We start from the raw sequence: 12,245 nt of genomic DNA, 5'->3' as shown, positions 1-12,245 counted from the left end.
CACCGGGAGTCAAGCATCCGGCGTCGACCGCTTCAGCTCCGCCGCGCCGTGGCGGCCAGGGCGCGACCACCGACCCGGACCGCCTCCCGACGCCGCGCGAGATAGTCCGCGATCGATGCGAGGGCACGGTCCAGTACGTCGGTGTCCGGCAGGCACACGATCCGGAAGTGGTCGGGTTCGGGCCAGTTGAAGCCGGTTCCGTGGGTCACCAGGAGGTGTTCGGACCGCAAGAGGTCGACGACGAACTCCTCGTCGTCGGTGATCCCGTACATCTCGGTGTCGATGCGGGGGAAGCAGTACAGCGCTCCGCGCGGCGCCACGCAGCTGACGCCGGGGATCGCGTTCAGTGCGGCGGCCGTGTGTGCGAGTCGGTGTTCCAATCGTCCTCCGGGGTCGACGGTCTCGGGCGATCGCTCCGATCCCAAGGCCGCCGGGATGGCGTGTTGGCCGGTCACGTTCGGGCACACCCGCATGTTGGCGAGCAGCGTGAGGCCTTCGAGGAGGTCCGACGCCTCCTCGAGCGGGCCGGTCGCGACGACCCATCCCGCCCGGTAGCCGCACACCCGGTACGACTTGGAGAGGCCGCCGAACGTCAGGCAGAGGACGTCGTCGCCCGCCGCGCGGGCCGCGTGGTGATGGCGCGCGTCGCCGAACACGAGCTCCTCGTAGATCTCGTCGCTGAGCAGGACGAGCCCATGCCTGCGCGCGATGTCGGCGATCCCGCGCACGGTCTCCTCGCTGTATACGGCTCCCGTCGGATTGTTCGGGTTGATGAGCACGAGGGCCGTGGTGCGCGGCGTGATCTTCGATTCGATGTCGTCGATCGACGGGTTCCACCCGTTCGCCTCGTCGGCCAGGTAATGCACGGGGACGCCGCCCGTCAGGTGAACGGCCCCGGTCCACGTCGGATAGTCCGGTGCGGGGACGAGGATCTCGTCGCCGGGATTGACGAGTGCCTGCAGGGTGAGCGTGATCAGTTCGCTGACCCCGTTGCCGAGGAACACGTCGTCGGACGACACGGCTCCGACACCCTGACGCCGGTAGTGGTCGGCGACGGCTTCCCGGGCCTGCGGCAGCCCGCGCGAGTCGGAGTACGCCTGCGCGGCATCGAGTCCGGCGGTGACGGCGGCGACGATCTCGGGGTCGGCCTCGAGGCCGAACGGACGCATGTTGCCCAGGTTCAGGCGCAGGACGTCGTGCCCCTGCGCCTCCAGACGCATGGCTTCGGTGAGGATGGGGCCGCGGACGTCGTATCGGACGTTGCGGAGACGATGAGACTGTCGGAACGTTGTCATGCCCTCATTCCACCCGCTGGGTGGGCTTGTCAGAAGGTCCACTATTTGCGAATTCCGTTGGACCACTCGTCGGTATCCTGTCGGTATGGCACGTCCCCCTCGCTCCGGATCGCTCGTGCTTCCCGACGTGTCCGGCGCGTCCGAACTGGTGGAGGCGATCGTCGACACCATCGCCGACGGAGGTCTCGTCGACGGCGACCGGATACCGTCCAGTCGGTCGCTCGCCCAGCAGACCGGCCTGTCCAGGGGCACCGTCGTCCGGGCGTTCGACGAGCTGGCCGCAGCGGGATTCGTCGTCTCCGACCAGGGATCGGGCACCAGGGTCAGCAGCGGAGCCGGTCAGGCCGCACGGGCGGGAGCACGCACGCGCGGGCGCAGCGACGCGCCGCCGGAGCCGACGGTCGCGCCGCGTGCCGGACGGTCACGGCGCGACCTGAGACCCGGAATCCCGGACGCGACCCTCGTCGACGAGCGGGAGTGGCGCCGAGCGGTCCGTGCCGTCGCGGCGGCCGGAATGGCCGGGTTGAACCCGTGGGACGAGCCGAGTCCCGTCCTCCGGGCCGCGTTGGCCGGGCATCTCCGGCGTCATCGGGGGATCGCCGCGGCCGACCCGCTCCTCTTCGACAGCTCCCGCTCGGCGGTAGGGGCGCTCTGCGCGGTATTCGCGGCGCGGCACGCCGACCACGGGCCGATCCCGTTCCACATCGAAGACCCCGGGTACCGGGGCGCGGTCCTCATGGCCCGAGAACAAGGCCTCGACCTGCGGTTTCATCCCGTGGATCCGGACGGCATCGACGTGCGACTCCTCGGCGACGCGCCGGGCGTCGTGTTCACCACACCCGCGCATCAGTACCCGCTCGGCCACCGGGTGAGCGTCGACCGCCGGGTCGCGCTCGTCGAGTGGGCGGTGCGGACCGGATCGCTGGTGATCGAGGACGACTACGACGGAGAGTTCCGCTACGGCGTCGCACCGCTTCCCGCTCTCGCGACCCTGCCGGGCGGGGCCGAGAACGTGGCATACGTCGGGACGTCGTCCAAGTCGCTGTCACCCGATCTGCGGGTGGCGTGGTGCCTGCCGCCCGCCGCGTTGCGGCGGGACGTCGAACGCTGGTTGGCCGTCCACCGGCGCGGACCGTCGGCGCTGCCCGCGGACGCGTTGGGGGAGTTCATCGCGGCGGGCTCGATGGACCGTCATCTCGCGCGGGCGTCGCGCGTGTACAGCGATCGCCGGTCGCGGCTGGTGGAGGCGCTCTCGAACGAATGCCCCGGCCTGACCGTCACCGGCGTCGAGGCCGGACTGCACCTGTGCGTCCTGCTGCCCGGCCGCGACGACGACGCCGTCGTCGCCGCCCTCGAACGGGAGGGGTGGCGCACGCGCGCCCTGAGCAGTCAGTCGTCGCGGCACCCGATCTCCGGGCTCGTGCTGAACTACGCCAGGCTCGGAGCCCGCGACGCACGGGAGTTCGGGGCGACGCTGCGTGCGGTGCTGGGGCGGTCAGCGTCCTAGGAAGCCGCCGAGCATGCCGCCGACGCCTGCGTCCTGACCCTTGCCGGTTCCGCCGATGAAGCCGCCCGGAGGCTGCTCGGACGGCTGGACGACGACGAATCCCTGGCCGCCGAAGGCGAGGGTGAACCGTTCGCCTGTGCTGCGGCCCATGATCGTGCCCATGCCGAAGCTGTCGTTCGTCTTCACCGACGTCTGCAGGCTCGACGACCATGCGACGGCGGCCTGCGGGTCGGCGAAGGTGTCGCCCGCGACGTTGAGCACCACCGGGGTGCCGTTGGTGGTGATGGCGATGCGGCCCCGGCCGCGGAACACGCAGTTGAACATGCCCGCGTTGCTCATCGATCCCGCTCCGTGCATCCGTTCCACGTTGTATTGGAGGGACGGCTCGAAGGCGAGGACGTTGGCGCCGTTGATCGTCAGGCCGTCCGATCCGTCGAGGTCGATGAGGTGGACCTCGCACGCGTTGTCGGCGAGGAACAGGTCGCCGCGGCCGGTCACCTTCATCAGGGGGACGCCCTCACCGGTCATCGCCTGGCGCATCATGCGGCCGAAGCCGCCCGCGCCGAGTCCCTCGAAGTGCAGGTTGCCCTGGTACGCGACCATCGATCCTTGCCGGGCCATGATCTCGCCGTCGAGGCCGACACGGCACATCTTGCTGCCCTGCTTCTGGATGCCCCGTGTCTGGACCTCCGCGTGCGCCGGGGTGAACAGTTCGCTCTGCATGGGTCCTCCAGGGTGGGACGGGACGGCCGGATTCGGAACGGGAGAGGCGGCGGCGGGCGGTGACGGGGTCGGCGGCCACGGCTGCGGATCGGCGACCCGCGGCGCGGCGGGCTCCGGTTCGGGGTCGTCGACGGTGATGCCGAACGCGGTCGCCAGACCGGCGAGCCCGGTGTCGTACCCCTGGCCGAGGGCCCGCACCTTCCAGGCGTCCGCGCGCCGGTACACCTCGAGGCAGACGACGGCGGTCTCGCTGGTCAGGCCGGGGACGACGAACTCGGCGACACCCGTGCCGCTCGCGTCGGTCACGGTGGCCGACAGCGCACCCGCGGTGGCGAACGACTGCGGTCCGGTGCCGTCGAGGCTGGCGGTGATCGCGATCATCTCGATGTCGCGGTCCACCGCGGTCGTGTCGACGGTGATCACGTCGGCGCTTCCCTCGTCGTGGTACCGCACGCCGCGCGCCGTCGGCTGGTTGTAGAACACGAAGTCGGCGTCCGACCGGACCCGGCCGTTCGCGGTCAGCAGCAGTGCCGACGTGTTGACCGGCGACGCGCTGCGCACGGCCACGCGGACGGTCGAGGAGCCGAGCGGAAGATTCTCGCCGGGGGACAATGACCTCACATCGGTCAGCCTACCGATGGCGCGACCCGCCGACCCTTCACGAGGTAGAGGACGGGCAGCACTCCCGCGGTGTTGACCAGCGACAGACCCGCGCCCCACAGCCATTTCGGTCCGTTGACCTCGTCGGGGCGACGGCTCGCGAGGTCACTGCCCGCCCACACGCGCAACGCCGCGTCGACGGCCGCCGTGCCGATGATCACACCCTTCTGGCCGGGGGTGAGCTGGTTCCACTTCTTCTTGGCCACGGGAGGCCTCCTCTTCTGGTCGGACGGGTCGACGCCATCGTATGCGCGCCGATGCCGGATAATCCTCGTGCACGACGCCGACACGAAGGGACGTGACCGCAGTGGACGCGATACTGGCGAGCAGCTTCGACGACGCCGCGTCGATGGTCCAGCAGATCGGTGAGACGGTCGGCGTGGTGGCGTTCGCGGCGTCGGGCGCGCTGATCGCGGTGCGACGCAACCTCGACATCGTCGGCATCGTCTTCCTGGCGGTGATGACGGCGCTCGGCGGCGGTGTGATCCGCGACCTGCTGATCGGCAGGACCCCGCCCGTCGCGTTCACCGACTTCACCTTCCTGGTCGCCGCCGCACTGACCGGTCTGGTGATCTTCTTCTGGCATCCGCCCGCCGCGCTGCAGCGGTGGCCGCTCGAGGTCACCGATGCGGTCGGGCTCGGCCTGTTCGTCGTCACCGGGACGGCCGTCGGCTACCAGTGGGGCGTCGCCCCGCCCGCCGCCGCGTTGCTCGGACTGATCACCGGAGTGGGTGGCGGTGTCATCCGCGACCTGCTGTCCGGTCGCATCCCCGCCGTGCTGCGCACCGACGAGCCGCTGTACGCCATCCCGGCGTTCGCCGGAGCGGTCGTCACCACGACGGTCATGCACTTCGACTGGTACCGCCCGTGGATCGGGCTGTCGTGCGCGGCGTTGATCACCGTGGTTCGCCTGGCCGCCGTGAAGTACAGCTGGCACGGCCCGCGCCCGCACTACGTCGGCCGCTGAGGCGTCAGTCGTCGGTGAAGGGGAAGCCCTGTCGCACCCACAGCATCGCGGGGGAGCCGTGGCGCACCCTGATCGGGTCGACGGGGTGGAGGACGTCGGTCACGTGGTCGTCGAGCGCCGCGGTGCGGCCGCACGCATCTGCGAGACGACGGATGTCGTGCCGCCCGGCGACGGCGGGACGCACCGGGCGAGGCGGTCGACTCCCGGTCTCCGGGCGTCCGACTGGCTGATTTCGAACATGCACACTCGTGTGATCGTCGTACGCGGGTCGGATGTGACAGCCGTCGGTGGTTCTGTCACATTTTCGTGCTCGCCGCGCGCGAGTGCGCGCGGCGGTGTAGGGGCACGCGGCGACAAGGTTCGCAAAGCGTCGCATCGCTTGACAGTCGACCACCGCCCTCCGATTATGAACACCGTTCGTTAATGGTGGGCAATCGGACTCGGGGGAGCAATCACGTGGGCGTCACCAGAGCGTTGAGCGGGATCGGGCTGGCGGCGGTGGCGGTCGCCGCGGTCGTCGTCACCGGCCACGACGTCCGGCCGGAGGCGTGCCTGTCCGGGGTGCTGCAGTACTCGTCGCCGGACGCCGAACGCGGCACGGACCTTCCGGTCACCACCGCTCCCGCGCGGCGCGTCGACTGGGAACTCGTCGAACAGCAGTCGTCCGGGCCCGTCGTGGTCCACAGAGGTCAGACCGACTCCGCCGACGGATCATGGCGGGCGTGCGCGCCCGAGGGACCGAGCCGGAGCATGACGTTCCGGTCGGCGAGCGCCCTGACGCGGGTCACGGTCGTCAGCGACGCCGACGGTGAGGAGTTCACGTACGGCACCGAGGCGACCACGTCGTCGAAGGACTTCGGCGACGTCGTGGTCGGCGACGACCACGACCCGTCTCAGGCGTGGCGGATCGTCGACACCCTCGGCGTCCTCTACGGCCGGCGGAGCACCGGCACGCCCGACTGCTGGACGGAATCGATGTGCGATCCGCTCGTGGTCCGCTGGGCGCCGAAGCCTGGACCCGACGCGTCCTATTTCGATGAGGCGACCGGCGAGGTGATCCTCGGGCACACCGACGTCCAGTCGAGGCACGTGATCCTGCACGAGGCCGGGCACTGGTTCCAGTCGCATCTGGCCGAGGGCGGCGGTCTGCCCGAGGTGGTCGGCTGCGAGAAGCACTCCACGCCCACGGCGACGACGCCGACCTGCGCGTGGACCGAGGGGTTCGCCGTCGCGGTGGCCGCTCACCTGCTCGGCGACACGCGACACGTGTTCGACGACGGCGACTCGATCGACACCGGGGGCGTCGGGGAGATGGCCGACTGGGACGACGGCGACACCGTCGAGGGGCGAGTCGCGGGCTCACTGCTTGACATCTGGGACCGCGTCGACGGCGGCGACTGGACGTCGACCGTCGAGATCCTCGGCGAGCCGATCGAAGACTTCCACGCCTACGTCGACGCGCGCATCGAACGCGACCCGGCACAGAAGGACGAGATCCTGGCGATTCTCGCCCAGCACACGATCGACTACTGACCCTCGCGCGGCCTCGGGTTTTCCGGCCTGTTTCGACTGCGTGACGTTCTTGTGACGCGGTGTCCGACGACCTCGGATTTCGCCCCCGAACAGCGAGTTCGTGGTCGAGACGGCCTTCGCGCGATGGCAGGATCGGGGTCGACGACGACCCGATGCGAGGAGGCGGTCGCATGCAGTTGACACCGGGCGACACCGAGAAGTTGCTGCTGTCGGTCGCGGGCATGGTGGCCCGCGACAGGCACGAGCGCGGGGTGCTCCTGAACCACCCCGAGGCGATCGCGCTGCTGTCGACGTGGGTCGTCGAGCGGGCCCGCGACGGGGTCGGCGTCGTCGAACTCATGGAACGCGGACGGAGCGTCCTCGGGCGCGACGACGTGATGCCGGGCGTCGCCGAGATGATCGACGACGTCCAGGTGGAGGCGACGTTCCCCGACGGTCGCAAGCTCGTGACCATCCATCACCCCATCGACTGAGGAGCCCGCAGTGTCGTCCACCCTCCGCACCGACGGGCCGGGCGCGGTCCGAGTCCGACCCGGGACCGTCGAACTCAACGCCGACCGCTCTGCGGACGAGCGCGCCGAGTTCGTGGTCGTCAACACCGGCGACCGGCCAGTCCAGATCGGTTCGCACCTGCACCTTCCCGACGCGAACCCGGCGCTCGACTTCGACAGGGCCGCCGGATGCGGATTCCGGCTCGACATCGCCGCGGGCACCTCGGTGCGGTTCGAGCCCGGAGCCTCCAAGCGGATCGTCGCCGTCGCCCTGCGGGGCCGTCGGCTGGTGCCCGGCATCGCGCTCGGGAAGGACCGGCGCTGATGGTCACGATCGACCGCACGACATATGCGTCGCTGTACGGGCCGACCGCGGGCGACCAGATCCGGCTCGCCGACACCGACCTGTGGATCGAGATCGAGAAGGACCACACGGTCGGCGGCGAGGAGTCGGTGTTCGGCGGCGGCAAGTCGATCCGCGAGTCGATGGGGCAGGCGACCACGCCGCGGGCCGACGGAGCCCTCGACACGGTGATCACGAACGTCGTCGTCCTCGACTGGTGGGGGATCGAGCGCGGTGACGTCGGGATCCGTGACGGTCGGATCGTCGCCCTCGGCCGGTCGGGGAACCCCGACATCGCCGACGGCGTCCATCCCGACCTGGTGATCGGCCCCGGCACCGATGTGATCTCCGGCGAGGGCCGGATCCTCACCGCGGGCGGCATCGACTCCCACGTCCACCTGCTGTCGCCGTCGCAGTGCCACGAGGCGCTCGCGACCGGGCTGACCACGGTGATCGGCGGGGGGACGGGCCCGTCGGAGGGCTCGAAGGCCACGACGGTCACCCCGGGGCCGTGGCATCTCGCGCACATGCACCGCGCCCTCGACCACGTGCCGCTCAACGTCCTGCTGCTCGGGAAGGGCAACACGGTGTCGGCCGCCGGACTCGCCGAACAGGCGTTGGGCGGAGCCGCGGGCTACAAGGTGCACGAGGACTGGGGCGCCACTCCGGCCGCGATCGACGCGGCGCTGCGGGCCGCCGACGACTGGGGACTGCAGGTGGCGCTGCATTCGGACTCGCTCAACGAGGCCGGATTCGTCGACTCGACCGTCGCCGCGATCGGCGGCCGCAGCATTCACGCGTTCCACGTCGAGGGGGCGGGCGGCGGTCATGCGCCCGACATCCTGTCGATCGCGGGACTGCCCAACGTCATCCCGGGGTCGACCAATCCGACGCTTCCGCACACGGTGAACACCGTGGCCGAACACCTCGACATGTTGATGGTGTGTCATCACCTCAACCCGTCGGTGCCCGAGGACCTGGCATTCGCCGAATCACGGATCCGGGCGACGACGATCGCGGCCGAAGACGTCCTCCACGACATCGGCGCGCTGTCGATCACATCGTCGGACGCGCAGGCGATGGGCCGGATCGGGGAGGTGATCACCCGGACCTGGCAGGTCGCGCACGTGATGAAGGATCGCCGCGGGCCGCTGGGCGGACCCGCCGACAACCTCCGCGCCCGCCGGTACGTCGCCAAGTACACGATCAACCCGGCCGTGGCCCACGGCATCGACCACGAGATCGGATCGATCGAGCCGGGCAAACTCGCCGACCTGGTCCTGTGGGACCCGCGGTTCTTCGGGGTGCGGCCCGCCCTGGTGATCAAGGGCGGCGTGATCGCGTGGGCGGCCCTCGGCGACCCCAACGCCTCCATCCCGACACCGCAGCCTGTGCTGCAACGTCCCGCGTTCGGTGACGCGATCGGCGCCGACGTGTCGGTCTCGTTCGTGTCGCGGGCCGCGCTCGACGACGGTCTCGCCGAGCGTCTCGGTCTGCGGCGCAGGCTCGCCGCGGTGGCGCCGACCAGGGAGATCGGCAAGAAGGACATGCGCGTCAACGACGCCCTGCCCGCGATCGAGATCCGACCGGACACCTTCGACATCCGCATCGACGGCGACCTCGTCGTTCCGTCGCCCGCCACCGAGCTGCCGCTCGCCCAGTTGTACTCGATGTTCTGATGTCGGTCGTCGCGATGCTGCTCGCCGACGCGCGCCTGCCCACCGGCGGACACGCGTACTCGGCGGGTATGGAACCCGCGCTCACCTCGGGGATGCCTGCTCGGGATGCACACGGTCTGCTCGTCGCCCGCGCACGCACCACGTCGCTGGTGGAGGCCGGGGCGGCCGTCGTCGCCCGGCACGCGGCGGTCACCGGCGGGCGCCTCGACGACGTCGAGGAGGCGTGGGCCGCGCGGACGCCGTCGCCGGCGCTGCGTGACGCCTCGCGCGCGCAGGCCCGCGGCTACCTGCGGCTGGCGCGGCGTGTATGGCCCGATGCGGTGGTCTTCGACGACCTGCCGGACCGTCCGTGTCGTGCCGTCGTGATCGGCGCCGTCGCCGCCGTCGCCGGGCTGCCCGCGACCGACCTCGTGCGGCTGGCCGTGTACGACGACGCGGCCACCGCGTCCGCGGCCCTGTTGAAACTCGAACCGCGCGATCCCGTCGACACCACCCGGTGGATCCTCGACGCATGCGCGGCAGTCGAACCGAGGACGGCGTCGATCGCCGCTCTGACCGATCCCGCCGACATCCCGGCGGCGGGAGCCCCGCAAAGCGAAGCGTGGGCGCAGGCCCATGCGCGCCTGACCCAGAGGTTGTTCCGTGCCTGAACTCACCAGCACCGCGTCCCGTGCACTCCGACTCGGCATCGCCGGGCCCGTCGGCACCGGCAAGTCGTCGTTGATAGCGACGGTCTGCTCCGCCCTCGCGGGCGAGCTCGAACTGGGCGTGATCACCAACGACATCTACACCGACGAGGACGCTCGGTTCCTCCGGTCGGCAGGCGTCCTCGATCCCGACCGCATCCGGGCCGTCGAGACCGGCGCCTGCCCGCACACCGCGATCCGCGACGACGTGACCGCGAACGCTCTCGCCGCCGACGACCTGGAAGCCGACTTCGCCCCACTCGACCTCGTCCTCATCGAGTCCGGTGGCGACAACTTGACGGCGACGTTCTCGCCTGCCCTCGTCGACGCGCAGATCTTCGTGCTCGACGTCGCGGGCGGCGGTGACGTCGCGCGCAAGGGCGGTCCGGGGATCGGCCGCGCCGACCTGCTCGTCGTCAACAAGACCGACCTCGCGCCGTACGTCGGCGTGGACGTCCCGCAGATGGTGGCCGATGCGTCGGCGGCCCGCGACGGACGCCCGGTCCTCGCCCTGTCGCGCACCGACGCGGAGTCGGTCGAGGCGCTGCGCGCGTGGGTGCTCGACGTCCTCGCCGCGCATCGCGAGGGCACCCACACTCCCGTCGACCCCGGACCGATGGCCCCGCACTCGCATTCGCACGATCACGATCATCCGCACACGCATTGACCGGCGCCAGGATCGAGGTTCGCGCCGCGGCGGGCCGGGCCAGGGTCGCGATGTCCGCGGCGGCGGGCGCGACGTTCGTGCCGCGACTGCTCGAACGGACGGCCGCGACGGCTCGCGTGGCCCTCGTCGCGGGCGGAGCGATGATCCTCGGCGGTGACCGGATAGGACTCGACGTCCGCGTCGGCCCCGGCTGCGGACTGGAACTGGTCGAGGTCGGCGGCACCGTCGCCTACGACGCCGACGGACGGTCGTCGTCGTGGATCACCGACGTGACCCTCGACGACGGCGCATGGCTCGTCTGGCGCGGCCTGGAGACGGTGATCGCCGACGGAGCCGACCTGCACCGGTGCACTCGCTTGACGCTGGCCGCCGGGGCGAGGGCCGCGGTCCGGGACGTCGTCGTCCTCGGTCGGTCGGGGGAGCGGGGCGGCCGAGTGCACCTGGAGACCGTGGTCGACGTCGACGGGCGGCCGTTGCTCGTCGAGTCGGTCGACGCGACCGGCGACCATCGCGAACCCGGAGTGCTCGGCGACCATCGGGTGATGGAATCGATCCTGATCGCGGGGGCGCGGCCCGACGACGTCAGCGAACCGCACACGATGGCGCTCGCCGGTCCGGGGGCGCTCGCGCGCACCCTCGGATCGGCGGTGCACGACAGTCCACTGGAGGACACATGGAACGCATGGACTTCACTCGCGACGACGTGACGGCGGCCCGCGACCCCGGCCGACGACGGGCGGTCGCGGTGATCGTCGGACTGCACATGATCGGCTGGGGCACGTTGCTCGCCGTGGTCGTGCCGTCTGGAGTCGTCTACGACTCGGCGGGGCCCGCCGCGCTCGGCGTCGGCCTCGCCGCGTACGCGCTCGGCCTGCGCCACGCGTTCGACGCCGACCACATCGCGGCCATCGACAACACCACCCGCCGGTTCGTCGATCGAGGCAGGCCCGCGTCGACTGTCGGACTGTGGTTCTCGCTCGGTCACTCGAGCGTCGTCTTCCTGCTGTGCCTGGCGTTGGTGGTCGGGGTCGGCGCGTTGGGCCGGGCCGTCACCGACGACGGGTCGGGCCTGCACGCGGTGACCGGGGTGTGGGGACCCGTCGTCTCGTCCGTGTTCCTGATCGTGATCGCGGTGATCAACGTGCGGTCGCTGTCCGCGTCGGGCGCCGCGCCGGGCGGCCTCATGTGGCGGATGCTGCGACGGTTCGAGGACGTCGTCGACCGTCCCACCCGCATGTACGCGGTCGGCTTCACTTTCGGACTCGGATTCGACACGGCGACGGAGATCGGGCTCCTCGCACTCGCCGGTTCGGCGACGCTCGGCGCCGTCCCGTGGTGGGCCGTGTTGACGCTGCCGGTGCTGTTCGCGGCGGGCATGTCCCTGCTCGACACGGTGCAGGGCGCGGTGATGCGTCGCGCCTACGCCTGGGCGCCGTCCCGCGACCGGTCGCGGGTGCTGTCGTACTCGCTCGTCATGACCGGCCTGTCGGCGGCCGTCGCCGTCGTGATCGCGGCGGTGCAGCTGTCGGCCGTCGCCTCCGATTCGTTCGGGTGGAGCGGACCGTTCGCCTGGATCGGCGGCGTCGACCTCGCGACCCTCGGCTTCTGGCTCACGGGAGTGCTCCTCACCATCTGGGCGGCCGTCTTCGTCCTCACTCGGCCCGGCGTTCGGTCGTGACACGCACGCACTGCCG

At 71.0% G+C, this 12,245-nt stretch carries 14 protein-coding genes; 10 read left to right on the top strand and 4 right to left on the bottom strand.

The genetic code is table 11. From position 1 onward, the window contains the following. Positions 1-32 precede the first annotated feature (32 nt). On the bottom strand, positions 33-1,295 hold the full coding sequence (locus tag GYB83_RS22445) for a pyridoxal phosphate-dependent aminotransferase (protein WP_161897469.1): 1,263 nt from the start codon (positions 1,293-1,295) through the stop codon (positions 33-35). A gap of 85 nt (positions 1,296-1,380) precedes the next feature. Between GYB83_RS22445 and GYB83_RS22440 the strand changes: the two genes are divergently transcribed. Further along, positions 1,381-2,802, top strand: coding sequence for an aminotransferase-like domain-containing protein (locus GYB83_RS22440; RefSeq protein WP_161897468.1), 1,422 nt, complete (start codon positions 1,381-1,383; stop codon positions 2,800-2,802). Here the strand turns inward: GYB83_RS22440 and GYB83_RS22435 are convergent. Both GYB83_RS22435 and GYB83_RS22430 read right to left on the bottom strand, forming a co-directional pair. Beyond that, positions 2,791-4,155 (bottom strand): AIM24 family protein, encoded by a 1,365-nt coding sequence (locus GYB83_RS22435; RefSeq protein ID WP_161897678.1) that lies wholly within the window; start codon positions 4,153-4,155, stop codon positions 2,791-2,793. The genes GYB83_RS22440 and GYB83_RS22435 overlap by 12 nt on opposite strands. After that, complete coding sequence (locus tag GYB83_RS22430; protein WP_161897467.1) at positions 4,152-4,391, bottom strand: hypothetical protein; 240 nt, start codon at positions 4,389-4,391, stop codon at positions 4,152-4,154. Before GYB83_RS22430 ends, GYB83_RS22435 begins: the two co-directional genes overlap by 4 nt. A gap of 92 nt (positions 4,392-4,483) precedes the next feature. Between GYB83_RS22430 and GYB83_RS22425 the strand changes: the two genes are divergently transcribed. Further along, a complete protein-coding gene (locus tag GYB83_RS22425) occupies positions 4,484-5,152 on the top strand; it encodes a trimeric intracellular cation channel family protein (RefSeq protein WP_443093435.1) in 669 nt (222 codons plus the stop codon). Between the two features lie 4 nt (positions 5,153-5,156). On the opposite strand, the gene GYB83_RS22420 is transcribed toward GYB83_RS22425, so the two are convergent. Next, the gene (locus tag GYB83_RS22420; RefSeq protein ID WP_161897466.1) at positions 5,157-5,336 is read right to left on the bottom strand and encodes a hypothetical protein; all 180 of its coding nucleotides are present in this window, start codon (positions 5,334-5,336) and stop codon (positions 5,157-5,159) included. A 272-nt stretch (positions 5,337-5,608) separates the two neighbouring features. Here GYB83_RS22420 and GYB83_RS22415 point away from each other — a divergent pair, with 272 nt between their 5' ends. From GYB83_RS22415 to GYB83_RS22380, 8 genes are all read left to right on the top strand, one after another. After that, positions 5,609-6,685, top strand: coding sequence for a hypothetical protein (locus GYB83_RS22415; protein WP_161897465.1), 1,077 nt, complete (start codon positions 5,609-5,611; stop codon positions 6,683-6,685). Between the two features lie 170 nt (positions 6,686-6,855). Beyond that, a complete protein-coding gene (locus GYB83_RS22410; RefSeq protein WP_161897464.1) occupies positions 6,856-7,158 on the top strand; it encodes an urease subunit gamma in 303 nt (100 codons plus the stop codon). A gap of 10 nt (positions 7,159-7,168) precedes the next feature. Further along, positions 7,169-7,501 (top strand): urease subunit beta, encoded by a 333-nt coding sequence (ureB, locus tag GYB83_RS22405; RefSeq protein ID WP_161897463.1) that lies wholly within the window; start codon positions 7,169-7,171, stop codon positions 7,499-7,501. After that, positions 7,501-9,198 carry an urease subunit alpha gene (locus GYB83_RS22400; protein WP_161897462.1) on the top strand — a complete coding sequence of 566 codons (1,698 nt, stop codon included), beginning with the start codon at positions 7,501-7,503 and terminating at the stop codon, positions 9,196-9,198. Before ureB ends, GYB83_RS22400 begins: the two co-directional genes overlap by 1 nt. Further along, entirely contained in the window at positions 9,198-9,848 is a 651-nt protein-coding gene (locus GYB83_RS22395; protein ID WP_161897461.1) for an urease accessory protein UreF, read from the top strand. Before GYB83_RS22400 ends, GYB83_RS22395 begins: the two co-directional genes overlap by 1 nt. Beyond that, positions 9,841-10,551 carry an urease accessory protein UreG gene (ureG, locus tag GYB83_RS22390; protein WP_161897460.1) on the top strand — a complete coding sequence of 237 codons (711 nt, stop codon included), beginning with the start codon at positions 9,841-9,843 and terminating at the stop codon, positions 10,549-10,551. Before GYB83_RS22395 ends, ureG begins: the two co-directional genes overlap by 8 nt. Continuing rightward, entirely contained in the window at positions 10,548-11,258 is a 711-nt protein-coding gene (locus tag GYB83_RS22385) for an urease accessory protein UreD (protein ID WP_161897459.1), read from the top strand. The genes ureG and GYB83_RS22385 overlap by 4 nt, the downstream gene beginning before the upstream one ends. Further along, positions 11,225-12,229, top strand: coding sequence for a HoxN/HupN/NixA family nickel/cobalt transporter (locus GYB83_RS22380; protein ID WP_228461728.1), 1,005 nt, complete (start codon positions 11,225-11,227; stop codon positions 12,227-12,229). The genes GYB83_RS22385 and GYB83_RS22380 overlap by 34 nt, the downstream gene beginning before the upstream one ends. The last annotated feature ends 16 nt before the right edge of the window (positions 12,230-12,245 follow it).

This window comes from Gordonia spumicola (assembly GCF_009932475.1).
Taxonomy (GTDB): domain Bacteria; phylum Actinomycetota; class Actinomycetes; order Mycobacteriales; family Mycobacteriaceae; genus Gordonia; species Gordonia spumicola.
This window is presented reverse-complemented; position numbering and strand designations above follow the sequence as displayed.

Excerpts from the sequence above, each read along its gene's own strand:
- GYB83_RS22445 (WP_161897469.1), bottom strand. The coding sequence starts at position 1,295 with ATGACAACGTTCCGACAGTCTCATCGTCTCCGCAACGTCCGATACGAC.
- GYB83_RS22440 (WP_161897468.1), top strand. The coding sequence starts at position 1,381 with ATGGCACGTCCCCCTCGCTCCGGATCGCTCGTGCTTCCCGACGTGTCC.
- GYB83_RS22410 (WP_161897464.1), top strand. The coding sequence starts at position 6,856 with ATGCAGTTGACACCGGGCGACACCGAGAAGTTGCTGCTGTCGGTCGCG.
- GYB83_RS22400 (WP_161897462.1), top strand. The coding sequence starts at position 7,501 with ATGGTCACGATCGACCGCACGACATATGCGTCGCTGTACGGGCCGACC.
- GYB83_RS22395 (WP_161897461.1), top strand. The coding sequence starts at position 9,198 with ATGTCGGTCGTCGCGATGCTGCTCGCCGACGCGCGCCTGCCCACCGGC.
- GYB83_RS22380 (WP_228461728.1), top strand. The coding sequence starts at position 11,225 with ATGGAACGCATGGACTTCACTCGCGACGACGTGACGGCGGCCCGCGAC.